The sequence below is a fragment of the Streptomyces sp. NPDC048182 genome (genome assembly GCF_043202555.1).
Lineage (GTDB): Bacteria > Actinomycetota > Actinomycetes > Streptomycetales > Streptomycetaceae > Streptomyces.
Window position 1 is genome coordinate 204519 of the sequence record NZ_JBIDAQ010000004.1, and the last position, 15780, is coordinate 220298.

16 protein-coding genes are annotated in these 15780 nt (G+C 73.4%); 11 read left to right on the plus strand and 5 right to left on the minus strand.

The window, feature by feature from the left end:
• The 11 genes from ACGFZL_RS09730 to ACGFZL_RS09780 are packed head-to-tail and all read left to right on the plus strand — an operon-like array spanning position 1 to position 11580.
• The gene (locus ACGFZL_RS09730; protein WP_393690346.1) at positions 1 to 1239 is read left to right on the plus strand and encodes a glycosyltransferase; all 1239 of its coding nucleotides are present in this window, start codon (positions 1 to 3) and stop codon (positions 1237 to 1239) included.
• Complete coding sequence (locus ACGFZL_RS09735) at positions 1240 to 2475, plus strand: class I SAM-dependent methyltransferase (RefSeq protein WP_393690347.1); 1236 nt, start codon at positions 1240 to 1242, stop codon at positions 2473 to 2475.
• Positions 2472 to 3287: a glucose-1-phosphate cytidylyltransferase gene (locus ACGFZL_RS09740; RefSeq protein ID WP_393690348.1), complete on the plus strand. Its 816-nt coding sequence runs from the start codon at positions 2472 to 2474 to the stop codon at positions 3285 to 3287. The genes ACGFZL_RS09735 and ACGFZL_RS09740 overlap by 4 nt, the downstream gene beginning before the upstream one ends.
• Positions 3284 to 3931: a PIG-L deacetylase family protein gene (locus tag ACGFZL_RS09745; RefSeq protein ID WP_393690349.1), complete on the plus strand. Its 648-nt coding sequence runs from the start codon at positions 3284 to 3286 to the stop codon at positions 3929 to 3931. Before ACGFZL_RS09740 ends, ACGFZL_RS09745 begins: the two co-directional genes overlap by 4 nt.
• Positions 3932 to 3933: 2 nt before the next feature.
• The gene (locus ACGFZL_RS09750; protein ID WP_393690350.1) at positions 3934 to 4959 is read left to right on the plus strand and encodes an NAD-dependent epimerase/dehydratase family protein; all 1026 of its coding nucleotides are present in this window, start codon (positions 3934 to 3936) and stop codon (positions 4957 to 4959) included.
• Positions 4960 to 4973: 14 nt separating this feature from the next.
• Entirely contained in the window at positions 4974 to 6227 is a 1254-nt protein-coding gene (locus ACGFZL_RS09755; protein ID WP_393690605.1) for a DUF4910 domain-containing protein, read from the plus strand.
• A 5-nt stretch (positions 6228 to 6232) separates the two neighbouring features.
• Complete coding sequence (locus ACGFZL_RS09760) at positions 6233 to 7555, plus strand: hypothetical protein (RefSeq protein WP_393690351.1); 1323 nt, start codon at positions 6233 to 6235, stop codon at positions 7553 to 7555.
• Positions 7552 to 8502, plus strand: a complete 951-nt coding sequence (locus ACGFZL_RS09765; protein WP_355169271.1) for a glycosyltransferase family 2 protein — start codon at positions 7552 to 7554, stop codon at positions 8500 to 8502. The genes ACGFZL_RS09760 and ACGFZL_RS09765 overlap by 4 nt, the downstream gene beginning before the upstream one ends.
• On the plus strand, positions 8499 to 9701 hold the full coding sequence (locus ACGFZL_RS09770) for a polysaccharide pyruvyl transferase family protein (protein ID WP_393690352.1): 1203 nt from the start codon (positions 8499 to 8501) through the stop codon (positions 9699 to 9701). The genes ACGFZL_RS09765 and ACGFZL_RS09770 overlap by 4 nt, the downstream gene beginning before the upstream one ends.
• Positions 9698 to 10258 carry a dTDP-4-dehydrorhamnose 3,5-epimerase family protein gene (locus tag ACGFZL_RS09775; RefSeq protein ID WP_393690353.1) on the plus strand — a complete coding sequence of 187 codons (561 nt, stop codon included), beginning with the start codon at positions 9698 to 9700 and terminating at the stop codon, positions 10256 to 10258. Before ACGFZL_RS09770 ends, ACGFZL_RS09775 begins: the two co-directional genes overlap by 4 nt.
• Positions 10255 to 11580, plus strand: a complete 1326-nt coding sequence (locus ACGFZL_RS09780; RefSeq protein ID WP_393690354.1) for a glutamate-1-semialdehyde 2,1-aminomutase — start codon at positions 10255 to 10257, stop codon at positions 11578 to 11580. Before ACGFZL_RS09775 ends, ACGFZL_RS09780 begins: the two co-directional genes overlap by 4 nt.
• A 7-nt stretch (positions 11581 to 11587) precedes the next feature.
• On the opposite strand, the gene ACGFZL_RS09785 is transcribed toward ACGFZL_RS09780, so the two are convergent.
• The 5 genes from ACGFZL_RS09785 to ACGFZL_RS09805 form a co-directional block, all read right to left on the minus strand.
• Entirely contained in the window at positions 11588 to 12217 is a 630-nt protein-coding gene (locus tag ACGFZL_RS09785) for a phosphatase PAP2 family protein (RefSeq protein WP_355169263.1), read from the minus strand.
• On the minus strand, positions 12195 to 12494 hold the full coding sequence (locus ACGFZL_RS09790) for a hypothetical protein (protein WP_355169261.1): 300 nt from the start codon (positions 12492 to 12494) through the stop codon (positions 12195 to 12197). Before ACGFZL_RS09790 ends, ACGFZL_RS09785 begins: the two co-directional genes overlap by 23 nt.
• A gap of 545 nt (positions 12495 to 13039) precedes the next feature.
• The gene (locus tag ACGFZL_RS09795) at positions 13040 to 13711 is read right to left on the minus strand and encodes a GPP34 family phosphoprotein (RefSeq protein WP_355169259.1); all 672 of its coding nucleotides are present in this window, start codon (positions 13709 to 13711) and stop codon (positions 13040 to 13042) included.
• 69 nt (positions 13712 to 13780) lie between these two features.
• Positions 13781 to 14497, minus strand: a complete 717-nt coding sequence (locus ACGFZL_RS09800) for a DUF3159 domain-containing protein (RefSeq protein WP_393690355.1) — start codon at positions 14495 to 14497, stop codon at positions 13781 to 13783.
• Between the two features lie 144 nt (positions 14498 to 14641).
• Positions 14642 to 15589 carry a GntR family transcriptional regulator gene (locus tag ACGFZL_RS09805; protein ID WP_393690356.1) on the minus strand — a complete coding sequence of 316 codons (948 nt, stop codon included), beginning with the start codon at positions 15587 to 15589 and terminating at the stop codon, positions 14642 to 14644.
• Positions 15590 to 15780: the final 191 nt, after the last annotated feature.

Here is a 15780-nt window from a genome sequence, read left to right on the forward strand (position 1 = left end):
ATGCACGTCCTCGTCGTGCACAACCACTACGCCTCGGCGCAGCCGAGCGGCGAGAACAAGGTCGTGGACCAGGAGGTGGCGCTGCTGCGCGCGGCCGGCCACCGGGTCGGGGTGTTCGAGCGGCGCAGCGACGACATCGCCGCGCTCTCGCTGCTCGGCAAGGCCGCGGTGCCGTTGCGCGTGCCGTGGAACCCGGCCGTCCGCGCCGCCCTCGCCGCCCGGCTGCGCGCCGAGCGTCCGGACGTGGTGCACGTCCACAACGTCTTCCCGCTGCTCTCGCCCGCCGTCCTCGCCGCCTGCGCCGACGCCGGCGTGCCCGCCGTCGCCACCCTGCACAACTACGGCCAGGTCTGCCCGCCCGGCACGCTCCAGCGCGACGGGCGGCCGTGCGCCGAGTGCGTCGGTGGGTCGCCGCTGCCCGCCGTCCGGCACGGCTGCTACCGCGGCTCGCGCCTGGCGACGGTGCCGCTGGCGGTCGGCCTGTCGGTCAACCGGCGCCGGTGGTGGACCGGCGTGGAGCGCTTCTTCTGCATCTCCGCGGCGCAGCGCGACGTCCTGGTGCGCTCCGGCATGCCCGCCGAACGGCTGGCGGTCAAGCACAACTTCGTGCCCGACCCGGCCGCCCGCCGCGACGGCCCCGGTGAGCACCTGCTCTACCTCGGCCGGCTGGCCGAGGCCAAGGGCGTGCGGCTGCTCATGGCCGCGTGGGACGAACTGGCAGCCGGGGGCGGCGTCGGCGTTCCGCTGGTGATCGCCGGCGCCGGGCCGCTCGAACCCGAGGTGACCGCCTGGGCGGCGGGCCGGGACGACGTCGACCACGTCGGCCTGTACGACGCCGACCGGAGCCGGGAGGCCGTCGCCCGCGCGGTCGCCGTGGTGGCGCCCTCGACGTGGCAGGAGGCGTTCGGCCTGGTGGTCGTGGAGGCGATGGCGGCGGGCGTCCCGGCCGTCGCCGCCGGCCACGGTGCCTTCGTGGAACTCGTCGAGGACGGGGTGACCGGCCTGCTGCACCGGCCGGGGGAGTCCGCCTCGCTCGCGTCCCGCATCCGGGAGATCACGGCCGGCCGGGACCGCAACGAGGAGATGGGCCGGGCGGCCCGGCGCCGCTACGAGCAGGGGTTCAGCCCCGCCGTCGGCCTGGAGCGCCTGGTGGAGGGGTACCGCACCGCGATCGCGGGACGGTCGGCACTGGCTCGCGGCGGGGACACCCGCACGGGCAGGGGGGAACAGGGGCAGTAGATGACACGATGCCGACTCTGCGGCTCGGCGGCGCTCACGAGCGTCGTCGACCTGGGGGCGACCCCGCCGTGCGAGAGCTTCCTCGCGGCGGACCAGCTGGACGATCCGGAGCCCGCCTACCCGCTGCACCTGCGGGTCTGCACCGACTGCTGGCTGGCGCAGCTCCCGCCGCTGATCACACCGGAGGAGACGTTCACGCAGTACGCGTACTTCTCCTCCTACTCGACCTCCTGGGTGGAGCACGCGCGCACCTTCGTCGCCGACGCCGTGCACCGCCTGGACCTGGGCCCCGACGCCTTCGTGACGGAGGTGGCGAGCAACGACGGGTACCTGCTGCGGCACCTGGTGGACCGGGGGATCCGCTGCCTGGGCATCGAGCCGTCGGTCAACGTCGGCGCCGCCGCCCGGGAGGCGGGCGTGCCCACGCTCACCGCCTTCCTCGACCCGGCCACCGGCGCGGCCGTCCGCGCCGAACACGGACCGGCGGACCTGGTCGTGGCCAACAACGTGTACGCGCACATCCCCGACGTGACCGGCTTCACCGAGGGCCTGCGCGCCCTGGTCGCCGACGACGGCTGGGTCTCCGTCGAGGTGCAGCACCTCCTCACCCTGATCGAGGAGAACCAGTACGACACGATCTACCACGAGCACTTCCAGTACTACACGGTCGCCTCCGCCGCCCGGGCGCTGGCGAGCGGCGGCCTCACCCTCGTCGACGTCGAGCTGCTGCCCACGCACGGTGGCTCCATCCGGCTGTGGGCCCGGCCCGCCGAGGCGGCCGGCGAGCCGTCCGGCCGCGTGGCGGAGGTCCTCGACCGGGAGAAGGCCGCCGGGCTCCAGGAGCTGTCCGGGTACACCCAGTTCTCCGCCCGGGTCGCCAAGGTGCGCCGGGACCTCCTGCGCTTCCTGATCGAGGCGGCCGAGCGCGGCGAGACGGTCGTCGGCTACGGCGCCCCCGGCAAGGGCAACACCCTGCTCAACCACTGCGGCATCCGGCCCGACCTGCTCCCGTACACCGTGGACCGCAACCCCTACAAGCACGGCAGGTACACCCCCGGCACCCGCATCCCGATCCTCTCGCCGGACCGCATCGCCGCCGACCGGCCGGACTACGTCCTCGTACTGCCCTGGAACCTGCGCACCGAGCTGGCCGAGCAGCTGTCCTTCGTGCACGAGTGGGGCGGCCGGCTGGTCTTCCCCATCCCCGAACTGAGCATTGTCGAGGTCAAGTCATGAAGGTCGTCCTGTTCTGCGGCGGTTACGGGCTGCGCATGCGCAACAGCTCCACCGACGACGTGCCGAAGCCGATGGCGATGGTCGGCCCGCGACCCCTGATCTGGCACGTCATGCGCTACTACGCCTACTACGGGCACACGGAGTTCATCCTGTGCCTCGGCTACGGGGCCCACCACATCAAGGACTTCTTCCTCAGCTACGAGGAGACGACCTCCAACGACTTCGTGCTGCGCGGCGGCCGGACCGAGCTGCTGTCCACCGACATCGCCTCCTGGACGATCACCTTCGTGCAGACCGGCATCGAGTCCCCGATCGGGGAGCGGCTGCGCCGGGTGCGCCACCACCTGGACGGCGACGAGATGTTCCTCGCCAACTACGCCGACGTGCTCACCGACGCCCCGCTGCCGGAGATGATCGACAACTTCGCCCGGCGCGACGCGGGCGCCTCGATGATGGTGGTGCCGCCGCAGTCCTCCTTCCACTGCGTGGACCTGGGCGAGGACGGCCTGGTGGGCGGCATCACCGCGGTGAGCGAACTGCCGCTGTGGGAGAACGGCGGCTACTTCGTGCTCCGCCAGGAGGTCTTCGACCACATACCGGAGAACGGCGACCTGGTCGCCGACGGCTGCGCCCAACTCGCCAAGCGGGGCCGCCTGGTGGCCCACCGGCACCGCGGCTTCTGGAAGCCGACCGACACCGTGAAGGAACGGGCCGCGCTGGACGAGGCGTACGCCCGGGGCGAGCGCCCGTGGGCGGTGTGGGAACAGGACGGCGTGCCGACCGGCCTCACGGGCGTCGGAGCGAGGGCGTGATCCGGCTCGGCGCCGGCCGCCTGGACCGGATCGCCGCGGTCGGCGCGCACTGCGACGACATCGCCATCGGCGCCGGCGGCACCCTGCTGACCCTGTGCCGGGCAAGGCCCGGCCTCCGTGTCGACGCGCTGGTCCTCACCGGCGGGGGAGGGGAGCGGGAGCAGGAGGAGACGACCGCACTCGCCGCCTTCTGCCCCGGCGCCGACCTCCGCCTGACCGTCCTCAAGCTGCCCGACGGCCGGATACCGGCCCGCTGGGAGGAGGCCAAGGCCGCCGTCGAGGAGCTGCGCCTGGCGACCGACCCGGACCTGCTGCTCGCCCCGCGCACCGACGACGCCCACCAGGACCACCGCGGCCTCGCCCAGTTGATCACCACCGCCTTCCGCGACCACCTCGTCCTCGGCTACGAGATCGCCAAGTGGGACGGCGACCTCGGCCGCCCGAACGCCTACCAGCCGCTCACGCCGGAGACCGCCGAGGACAAGGTGCGGCTGCTCCAGGAGCACTACCCGTCCCAGCGGCACCGCCCCTGGTACGACCGCGAGACCTTCCTCGGCCTCGCCCGCATCCGCGGCATCGAATGCCACGCCCGCTACGCCGAGGCGTTCGCCGCCACCAAACTCACGCTCGACCTGGGGAGATGAACGTGCGCGTACTGCTGACCGGACACCAGGGATACCTGGGCACCGTGATGGCCCCGGTCCTCAGGGCCGCCGGGCACGAGGTCGTCGGTCTCGACGCGGGCCTGTTCGCCGACTGCGTGCTCGGCCCGGCACCCGCCGACCCCCCGGGGTACCGGGTCGACCTGCGCGACGTCACGGCCGAGCACCTGGCCGGGGTGGACGCCGTGATCCACCTGGCCGCGCTCTCCAACGACCCGCTGGGCTCGCTGGCGCCGGAACTGACCTACGACATCAACCACCACGCCTCCGTGCGCCTGGCCCGGCTGGCCCGCGACGCCGGGGTGCGGCGCTTCCTGTACGCCTCGACCTGCTCCGTCTACGGCGCCGCCGGCGGCGACGACCTGGTGGCCGAGGACGCCCCGCTGCGCCCGGTGACGCCGTACGCGGAGTCCAAGGTGCGGGTCGAGGACGACCTGCACGCCCTGGCCGACGGCGACTTCACTCCCGTGTACATGCGCAACGCCACCGCCTTCGGCTTCTCGCCCCGGCTGCGCGCCGACATCGTGCTGAACAACCTGGTGGGCCACGCGCTGCTCTCCGGCGAGGTGCTGGTGCTCTCCGACGGCACGCCCTGGCGCCCGCTGGTGCACGCCGCCGACATCGCCCGCGCCTTCACGGCCGCGCTGACCGCGCCGCGCGAGGCGGTGCACGACCGGGCGTTCAACATCGGCAGCGAGGTCAACAACGTGACGGTCGCCGAGATCGCCGCGCAGGTCGCCGAGGCGGTGGCCGGCTCCGAGGTGCGGATCACCGGGGAGAACGGCGCCGACCCGCGCTCCTACCGGGTGGACTTCTCCCGGTTCCGCGCCGCCGCGGCCGGCTTCGACTGCGAGTGGACGGTGAAGCAGGGCGCCCTCGAACTCGCCGACGCCTACCGCGAACACGCGCTGTCCCGGGCGGACTTCGAGCAGCGCTTCACCCGGCTCGCCGTGCTGCGCGCCGCCACCGAAGCCGGCACGGTCGACGACACCCTGCGGCGGCGCCCGTGAGCGCCGGCGAGGAGATGCACGCGCTGGTGGAGCGGCTGTACCCGCTGTGCCGGAGCATCACCGGCGACGGGGTGCGCGCCACCTTGGACATCGTCGGCGAGTACCTCCCCCTGACGGTGCACGAGGTGCCGACCGGGACGCAGGTGCTCGACTGGACGGTGCCGCAGGAGTGGAACATCCGGGACGCCTACGTCGCCGACGCCACCGGCCGGCGGGTCGTCGACTTCGCCGCGTCCAGCCTGCACGTGCTCGGCTACAGCGTGCCGGTGTCGGCGACCATGCCGCTCGCCGAACTCCGCCCCCACCTGCACACCCTGCCCGACCATCCGTCCTGGGTGCCGTACCGCACCAGCTACTACACGCCGGAGTGGGGCTTCTGCCTCGCCCAGGAGACCCTGGACGCGCTGCCCGACGGCGACTACGAGGTGCGCGTCGACTCCACGCTCGCCGACGGCCACCTCACCTACGCCGAGCACGTCGTCCCCGGCCGGGTCCCCGACGAGGTGCTCGTCTCCTGCCACGTCTGCCACCCGTCGCTGGCCAACGACAACCTGGCCGGCATCGCGGTGGCGACCTTCCTGGCCCGGGAGCTGGCCGAGCGAACCCCCTACTACACCTACCGGTTCCTCTACGCGCCCGGCACCATCGGGGCGATCACCTGGCTGGCCCGCAACGCGGAGCGGATCGACCGGGTCAAGCACGGCCTGGTGCTGGCCTGCGCCGGCGACCCCGGCCGGCTGACCTACAAGCAGTCCCGGCGCGGCGACGCGGAGATCGACCGGGTGCTGCGGCACGTGCTGACCGCCTCGGAACGGCCGCACGAGATCAAGGAGTTCACTCCCTACGGCTACGACGAGCGGCAGTTCTGCTCGCCCGGGTTCGACCTCGGCGTGGGCTCGCTCAGCCGGACCCCGTACGCCGGCTACCCCGAGTACCACACCTCGGCGGACAACCCGCACTTCGTGACGCCCGCGGCGATGGCGGACACGCTCGCCGTCTGCCGCGAGGCGTTCGCCGTCCTCGACCGCGACCGGCACTACGTCAACCTCAGCCCCCACGGCGAGCCGCAGCTCGGCCGGCGCGGCCTCTACGACTCGCTCGGCGGACGCAGCGACGCCAAGCAGGCCCAGCTGGCGATGTTGTGGGTGCTCAGCCTCTCCGACGGCGAGCACTCCCTGCTGGACGTCGCCGAGCGCTCCGGGCTGCCGTTCGACACCGTCGCCGACGCGGCCGACGCGCTGCACGGCGCCGGGCTGATCAAGGCGTGAGGCCGATGACCACCGAGGGGGCCCCGGCCGAGGGGGCGGTGACCGGCAAGCGGGCCGTCCTGGCCCGGTTGTCCTGGGGCCTTGCCGACCAGGCGGTCTCCAGCATGACCAACTTCGCGGTGGGCATCTACGTGGCCCACTCCCTGGGCCTGACCGCGTTCGGCGTGTTCAGCCTGGCCTGGCTGACCTACGGCGTGGTGCTCAACGTCGCCCGCGGGCTGGCCACCGACCCGCTGGTGGTGCGCTTCAGCGGCGTGCCGGAGGCGTCCTGGCGGGCGGCGGCCGCCCGTTCCTCGGGTGCCGCGCTCGGCGTCGGGGTGGCCCTCGGCGCGGTGTGCCTGCTGGTCGGGCTCGGCCTCGGCGGCCGGGTGGGGCCCGCCTTCGCCTGCCTCGGCGTCGTGCTGCCGGCGCTGCTGCTCCAGGACGCCTGGCGGTTCGTGTTCTTCGCCGGCGGGGCCGGGCGCAAGGCGTTCGTCAACGACCTCGTGTGGGGCGTCGCGCTGGTCCCGGCCATGGTCGTGGCGGCCCGGGTGGGCAGCGTGGCCGCCTTCGTGCTCGCCTGGGGCGCCTCGGCCGCGGTCGCCGCCGGGTACGGTTGCCTCCAGTCCGGCCTGCGGCCCCGGACCACCCGGGCCCGCGGGTGGCTGCGCGAGCAGCGCGACCTCGGCTACCGGTACCTGGTCGAGAACGTCAGCCTCAGCGGCGCCAGCCAGCTGCGGGCGTACGGGCTCGGCGCCCTCGCCGGGGTCGGCGCCGTGGGGGCGGTCCGGGGCGCGGAACTGCTGCTCGGGCCGTTCCTCGCCCTGCTGATGGGCCTCTCGCTGGTCACCGTCGCCGAGGCGGCCCGAGTACTCCGGCGGGCCCCGGACCGCCTCGCCCGGTTCTGCCTCCTGCTCGGCGGCGGGCAGGCCGCCGCCGCGCTGCTCTGGGGCGCGGCGCTGCTGCTGATGCCGGCCCGGGCCGGCGAGCTGGTCCTCGGCGACGTCTGGCACTCAGCCGCCCGGCTCATCGTGCCGGCCACCCTCGGCGTCGCCGGCGCCGGCCTCGGCAGCGGAGCGGCGGCCGGGCTGCGCGCCCTCGCCGCCGCCCGGCGCAGCCTGCGCTGCCAGCTCTTCACCTCCGCCTGCTACGTCGGCGGCGGGCTCGGCGGCGCAGTCGCGGCCGGCACGGTCGGCTCGGCGTGGGGCGTGGCCGCCGCGACCCTCTGCGGCTCGGGCGTGTGGTGGCTCCAGCTGCGGGCCGCGCTGCGCGAGCGCCGCCGCACTCCCGTCCCAGAAGCTCCCGAAGTCCCCGAAGCACCCGAAGTTCCCGAAGCGAGGACCGCATGACCGCCCACCCCCGGCTGAGTATCGGCCTGCCCGTCTACAACGGCGAGGAGTACCTCGCCGAGGCATTCGACGCCCTGCTCGGCCAGACCTACGAGGACTTCGAACTGGTCGTCTCCGACAACGCCTCCACCGACGGCACCCAGGACATCTGCCGCCGCTACGCCGCGCGCGACTCGCGCGTCCGGTACCTCAGGCTGCCCCGGAACATCGGCGCCGCGCCCAACCACAACCACGTCTTCACCGAGTGCCGCGGCGAACTGTTCAAATGGGCCTCGCACGACGACCTGTACGCCCGCGACCTGCTGCGCCGCTGCGTGGAGGCGCTGGACGAGCACCCGGACGTGATCCTCGCCCACAGCGACCAGGCCGTCATCGACGGCACCGGCCGGGTGACCGTCCCCTACGCCTACACCCTCGCCACCGGCTCGCCCAGCGCACCCGAACGCTTCCGCAGCCTCCTCTTCGAACCCGGCGGCGACGACTTCTACGGCGTGATGCGGGCCGACGTGCTGCGCCGGGTCAAGCCGCACGACAGCTACCACCACGCCGACCGCACCTTCGTCGCCGAGATCACCCTGCACGGCCGCTTCCACCAGGTGCCGGAGCTGCTGTACTTCCGCCGCGACCACCCCACCCGCGCCGAGCGGGCCAACCCCTCCAAGCGCTCCCGGTGCGTCAACCTCGACCCGCGCCGGGCCGGCCCGCTGCACCCGACGCCCCGGCTGCTCGCCGAGTACGTCTGGGGCTTCGCCTCGGCGATCCGGCGGGCGCCGCTGTCCCCGGCCGACCGGCGTGCCTGCTACCGCCACCTCGCCACCTGGCTGACCAGCCGGGCCAGGCCCGGCGGCGCCGGCGAGCGGGTCGAGGACCGCGCCCCGGTCGACCCGGCCCTGCTCACGGTCTCCGTCGACGCCCTCGTGGCCGGCCGCGGCGCGAGGCCGGCATGACCCCGCCGCGGGTAGGGGTGTTCGGCCTCCTCGGGTCCGGCAACCTGGGCAACGACGGGTCCCTGGAGGCCCTCCTCGGCCACCTCCGCGCCGAGCACCCCGACGCGGTGGTCGACGCGCTGTGCGGCGGGCCCGAGACCGTCGCCGCCCGGTACGGCATCGCGGCGACGCGGCTGCACTGGTACCGAGGGGAGTACCGGACCGCCTCCCGGGCGGGCGCGATGGCCGGGAAGGGCCTGGGCAAACTGGTCGACGTCTTCCGCACCGCCGCCTGGGTGCGCCGGCACGACGTGGTGATCGTGCCCGGCATGGGCGTCCTGGAGGCCACGCTGCCGCTGCGCCCGTGGGGCTTCCCGTACGCGCTGTTCCTGCTCTGCGCGTCCGGCCGGCTGCTCGGCACCCCGGTCGCGCTGGTCGGCGTCGGCGCCGCCCCGATCGGGCGGCGCTCCACCCGGGCCCTGGTGCGCTGGTCGGCCCGGCTCGCCGCGTACCGGTCGTACCGGGACGAGCTGTCCCGTGACGCGCTGCGGGAGATGGGCGTGGACACCGCGCGCGACCAGGTGCACCCGGACCTCGCCTTCGCCCTTCCGGCGCCTGCCGGGAGCACCGCGCCCGGGTCGGTCTGCGTCGGCGTCATGGCCTTCCACGGCGGCGACGACGACCGGGCCAGGGCCGACGAGATATACCGGCGCTACCTCGACGGGACGACCCGCTTCGTCCGCGCGCTGGCCGAGGAGGGCCGGCCCGTCCGGCTGCTCACCGGCGACGCGTGCGACCGGCCGGTGGTCGCCGAGATCCTCGCCGCGGTGGACTCGCCGCTGGTCACCGCCGCCGAGGCGGCCTCGCTCGCCGACCTGATGAAGGAGACGGCAGCCGCCGAAACGGTGGTGGCGACCCGCTACCACAACCTGGTCTGCGCCCTGAGGACCGGCACGCCCACGCTCGCGCTGAGCTACGCGGCCAAGAGCGACGCGCTCATGGCCCGGATGGGCCTCGGCGCCCACTGCCACCCGGCGCGCGAGGTCGACGCCGACCGGCTCCTGGAGCAGTTCCGGGAGGTGGAGCGGCGGGCGGCGGAGCTGCGGCGGACGCTCGCCGCGCAGAACCTGACAGCGACCCGCCAACTCGAGTCTCGTTTGGCGGCGTTGACCTCGGCCCTGCTCCCGACGGCCGACCGCACCCTGGAGGAGGCCCCATGAAGGCGACCGAAGTCCCGGCCGTCGCCGGCGCGTACCTGTTCGAGCCGACGCCGTACGCCGACGAGCGCGGCTTCTTCTGCCGCACCTTCGACGCGGAGGTGGTCCGCTCGGTGGGCCTCGACCCGGGCGCCTTCGTCCAGGACAGCCTGTCCCGCTCGGCCCGGGGCGTGCTGCGCGGCCTGCACCTGCGCTCCGGCGCCGGCGAGGCCAAGCTGGTGCGGTGCTCGTACGGCAGGGTCTTCGACGTCGTCGTGGATCTGCGCCCCGACTCGCCGACCTACCTGGGCCGGGCCTTCTTCGAGCTGTCCGGCGAGACCCAGGCGACCCTGTACATCCCGGCGGGCTGCGCGCACGGCTTCCAGGCGCTGACGGACACCGCGGACACCTCGTACCGGATCGACCGCCCGCACGACCCGGCCGAGGACGTGACCATCGCCCACGACGACCCGGAACTCGCCATCCCCTGGCCGCTGCCGGTGACGTCGATGTCGGAGCGGGACCGCAAGGCGCCCGGACTCGCCGAGGCCCTGAAGCAGGGGGAGCCGAGGTCGGCATGAACACGGACGAGTTCCCGCTGCCCAGGTCGAGGGCGGCGAACGAGCGGCTGCACGCCATGATCCCCGGCGGCGCGCACACCTACGCCAAGGGCGACGACCAGTACCCCGCGGACCTGGCCCCGGTCATCAGCCACGGCCGGGGCGCCCACGTGTGGGACGTCGACGGCAACCGGTACATCGAGTACGGCTCCGGCCTGCGCTCGGTCAGCCTCGGCCACGCCCACCCGCGGGTGCTGGAGGCGGTGCGCCGGGAACTGGACCGGGGCAGCAACTTCGTCCGCCCCTCCGTCATGGAGGCCGACGCCGCCGAGCGCTTCCTGGCCACGGTGCCCACGGCGGAGATGGTCAAGTTCGCGAAGAACGGCTCCGACGTCACCACGGCCGCGGTGCGCCTCGCCCGCGCCGCCACCGGCCGCGCCCGGGTGGCGATCTGCGCCGACCACCCCTTCTTCTCCACCGACGACTGGTTCATCGGCACCACCCCGATGTCCGCCGGCATCCCGGCGTCGACCACCGAACTGACCCTGGCCTTCCCCTACGGCGACCTGGCCGCCACGGAGGAGCTGCTCGCCCGGTACCCCGACGAGGTCGCCTGCCTCGTCCTCGAACCCGCCGGCCACACCGAGCCCCCGCCTGGCTACCTCGCAGGCCTGCGCGCACTGGCCGACCGGCACGGCTGCGTCCTGGTCTTCGACGAGATGATCACCGGCTTCCGGTGGTCCGAGGCGGGCGCCCAGGGCCTGTACGGCGTCGTGCCCGACCTCTCCGCCTTCGGCAAGGCGCTGGGCAACGGCTTCGCCGTCTCGGCGCTGGCCGGGCGCCGCGAACTGATGGAGCGGGGCGGGCTGCGAGGCTCCCACGACCGGGTCTTCCTCCTCTCCACCACCCACGGCGCGGAGACGCACTCCCTCGCGGCGGCGATGGCCGTGCAGACGACCTACACCGAGGAGGGCGTCACCGCCCGCCTGCACGCCCTCGGCGAGCGGCTGGCCGCGGGGGTCCGCGACGCGGCGACCGGCATGGGCGTCGCCGACCACGTCCTCGTCCGGGGCCGGGCCAGCAACCTGGTCTTCGCCACCCTCGACGCCGACCGCCGGCCCTCACAGCCGTACCGCACCCTGTTCCTGCGCCGCCTCCTCGCGGGCGGCGTCCTCGCCCCCTCCTTCGTGGTGAGCAGCGCGCTCACCGACGCCGACATCGAGCAGACGGTGGAGGTGGTGGCCGAGGCGTGCGCGGTGTACCGCAAGGCGCTGGACGCCGGCGACCCCACCCCTTGGCTGGGCGGACGCCCGGTGAAGCCGGTGTTCCGCCGCCGGGCGTGACGGAAGATCAACGGCCGCCGGCGACCCGGTCCACCACCCACCCGGTCGCCGGCACCACCGCCAACGCGGTGCACCAGCCCCCGAGGACGTCGGTCGGATAGTGCGCCCCGAGGGCGACCTCGGCCCACCCCATCACGGCCCCCGCCACCAGCGCGGCTCCCAGCACGACCGCCGTACCGGCCGCCCCGCCCAGGCGGAGCCGGCCGGCCACGAGCAGCGCCACCGTCAGCGCGAAGGCGGTGGCGAAGGCGGTGTGCCCGCTCGGGTAGGACAGGTTGTCGTCGCCGTGGATGGTGCGCCCCACCAGGTACTTCAGCACCGTCGTGGTCACCACGGCCGCCGCGGTGCCGCCGACGACGAACACCGCCCAGCGGTGACGCCGGAACACCAGGCAGCAGACCGACACGGCGGCCAGCAAGGAGAGCGCCGCCCCGACGGGCTCCCCCCAGAAGTCCGTGGCCAGGGCGACGGTCCGCCACGGCCCCCGCACCCCTTCGACACCCGGCTGCACCCACCCGTCCACGCGACCGGGCCGGCTGTCGCCGGCGTACAGGAATCCGAGTACGACGACCACGAGCGCGGCGGGCACCGCGACCAGCCGACCCGACGCACGGTCATGACCGGTCAGCCGATCCACGCGCCGCCCCCTCGTCGTCCACCCCGCCCTCGTGCCTCTCTTCGCTCACCCTAGCCAACAAGCCGGAGGCGATGGCCTTGTGCGCGGGATCGGCGTCTTCGCGGGCGACCTCGGCGAAGAGCCGGGCCAGCTCCTGCCGGTCCTCGTCGGGCGCTCGGTCGAGCCGTCCCAGCAGGGTCCCCACCCGCGCTTCGGCGATCTGGACGGCGTCCTCGGCATCTTCGACGCCGGCGAGCAGCGCCACGTAGGCGGCGGCCAGCAGTCCAGGCCCCGTCATCGGGGTCCGAGCGGTGCCCGGCGGTGACGTAGATTCCCGGGGCGAGATCGTTGACTTCGGCCGCGTCACGGACGTGGAACCCGGCCAGTGTGAGCACCCTCCTGATCGTGTCATGCATGACCGAACCCACTCGTGCGTGATGCGCCATCACGGGGTTCGGCAGATCGAGCGGTTCACCGTCCATGCCCATGCACACGAAGACGGTCCTGATGAAGGAGTCACTGGTGTGCCAGCCGACGTGGACACCGCCTGACGGCCCATCGACCGTGTCGACGTGCACAGACGCGCCGACCTGCCGGTCCTCCATGGCCCCCGGACGCGTCACATGGGCGGGCAGACCGGCGTACCGCAGTTCCCGGCCCACCTCTTCCGCCAGCGCGTGCCACTCGGCGATGACCTCCTCGGCGGCGTGCGGACAGCCGCTCTCCTCCGCGTACTCGCGCTTCCGGGGATCGATGTACGTCACGTCTGCCTCATGAGAGCAGTGTCAGGGGCAGGCTCACCGCCGGCTGGCCGGCGGATCGCCCGACTCGTCGAAAATCGCCTCACTGACCCCAGCCGCCGCCGGACGGGCGCAGGAGGTTGATCGAGGTCTGCAGGGCGAGCCGCAGCCCGGGGAACGCGGTGTCGAACCGCTCCTCGAACGCCTTGATCGTCTTCTTGTGCGCGCGGCGCTCGTCCCGGCCGAAGAGATGGTGGAGGTCCTGCTCCGCCGCGATCACCGTGAGCGCCAGGCCCTGCGGCGACAGGACAGCCGGGTCCGTGTCCCGCAGGACGGGCTCCCGGGCCTCGTCGCGGACGGCCGTGACATCGGCGGAGCGGAGGACGGTGACCTCGTGCTGCGCGAGCGGTGACAGCCTCTTCAACCCCTTGACCTCCGGAAGCTCGATCTCCCCGCTCTCCGCGAGCTGGGCGCGGACGGAGGACTCCGCGCTGTGCGCCGTCGCGTGCACCAGGTCCAGCCAGCTCTTGGGCTTCTCCGGCGACGTCTGTCCCCACACCTCGGCGAGGAACGCGTCCCCGGGGGGTGCGTCACCGCGCCGGACGGCCTTCGGGTTCTTGCCCGGCTCGACGGCGAGGGCCCCGTCCGCCACCAGCTCCGCGAGCGCCGCGACGCGCAGCCGCTGCCCCCGGAACTGGAGGTTGTGGACCTCGAACTTCTCCTTCTCGACGGTGTAGGCGAGCAGATACAGCTTCTGCGGGAGCGAGGTGGGCACGGTGGCTCTCCAGGGTGGTCGGTTCTCCGGGGGCGGTCGGACCTGGGGGCGCGGTCCGCGCCGTGGGGCTCAGGCGTGGTGCGCCGGGGCCTCGGCGGCCGGACGGCCGGAGCGCGCCCCGGACTCCTCCAGCGCCTCCAGGCGCTTGGCCGAGCGCCGAGCCGCCCATGCCACGACGAGCAGGGCCAGCGCGAGCAGCGGATAACCCATGGCGATCTTCGCGAAGCCGAGCCAGCCGGTCTCGTCCGAGTCGTAGAGCCACTGCTGGACGACGAACCGGGCGCCGAAGACCGCGGCGAGCGCGAGGGTGGCGATGTCGTAGTAGCGCCGGGACGTCGGGTCCTCGCGCCAGGCGCCGCCCTTGCCGGTGATGGAGGTCCACAGGAGCCCGGCCAGCGGGCGGCGGACGAGGACGGAGGCGAGAAGGACGACGGCGCCGGCCAGACTCAGCCAGATTTCCAGCAGGAAGTAGTTCTTGGCATCGCCGGTCCACAGGGAGACGCCCGCGGCGACGGCGACGCCCAGCAGGCCGTTGACGGCGGGCGAGATCGACTCCTTGCGGGCGATCCGCACCGCCGTGACGGCGAGGGCGACCACCACGGCCGCGATGATCGCGGCATAGAGCCCGCCCGCGGAGTTGCCGATGACGAAGGCGACCACCGGGAGGGTCATGTAGATCATTCCCGAGGTGCCGCCCCACTGCTCCAGGACGGTCGGCCGTCCGGAGGGTCCGGCGGCCCGGTCCCGGGTCGAGGAGGAACGAACGGCTTCATTCACGACGGCCATCAACTCATCTCGCTCGGTGTGAAGGTCTCGGTGAAGGTGCGGTGTGGACACCGGCTTCCCCCCACGCCTAGGGCCAATCCTTGTCCCAAGTGACTGGGCCAAAGAGATCGACTCCCTGAACTACCGCCGCGAGCAGTGCAGTTGTCAGACCGCCGGTCCCAGCCGTTTGGCCGTCTGCATGTCGGCGATGACCTCGGTCACCATCCGGACGGACGCGTCGTCGAGGACATTGCCGAACTCGATCACCTTGATCCGGCCCGCCGGACGCCCCTCCAGTCGCGCTTCCAGACGTGCCCTCAACTGCGGCATCTCGCTGGGGATGATGACGAGATCGATGTCCGCGACGTCCGCGTCCGTGAGCTCGGCGGTCTCCGCGTCGCCGAGCACCTTGATGTTGTCGATGCCCGACTGGGCGAGCGAGTCCCGGATGCTGACCGCCTGGTCGTCGGTGGAGTACCAGATGCCCACCGTCCGGTCCTTCGGCACGGACGCGATCTCCACCAGGGTCCGGACATGCGGGGCGACGACGATCGCGACCACCTCCGTGGTCCGCCGGTCCCACATCCCGCGGACGGCGGCCAGATGGAAGAACGTGGTCAGAATGAGGTCGGCCTGCTCCTCGTCCGCCGTGAACTCTCCGAGCACCAGCGGTCTGACCCGCAGTCCGACGCGGTCTTCCAGCTCGTTCGCGAAGTACGTGGCCCGGTCGGCGTTGCACTCGACGAACGAGACCTTGAGGAGCTGATCCTCCGCGCGCATGGCGAGCGCACCGGCGATCGTCTGGATCTCGGCGGCCGACAGCCCGAGCTCCATGCACTCCCGCACCGCCGCGCCCAGGATGTCCCGTGCCCGGTCCCGCGCCGGGGAGCCGTGCGGGTCGTGCCCGGTGTCGGCCACCACCGTGCCGCTGCGGCCCCGGCTCTCCACCAGACCGAGGCGCCGCAGTTCGCCGTAGGCGCGGGCCACCGTGTTGCGGTTGATGTGCAGGTTGTCGGCGAGCAGCCGGGCACTGGGCAGAGTCGCTCCGGCCGCCAGATCCCCGGTCTCGATCATGAAGGTCAGCTGGGTGACGATCTGGCGGTAGAACGGCATGTCGGAATGCGCACTGAGCTGAATGCCGCTGCTCGCCACCATCGGCGGACCTCCCCTTCGCGCGGAGGCCCGACGTCCGCCCCCGTACCGGCGGCCTCGCCCACCGCCGCCGACCCTTGCCTGTGCGCGTCAACCCTAGAGCCTGCCGTGTGGTGCCCTCGGGGGGAGCCCGTCCTCCTTGATCAGAAGCT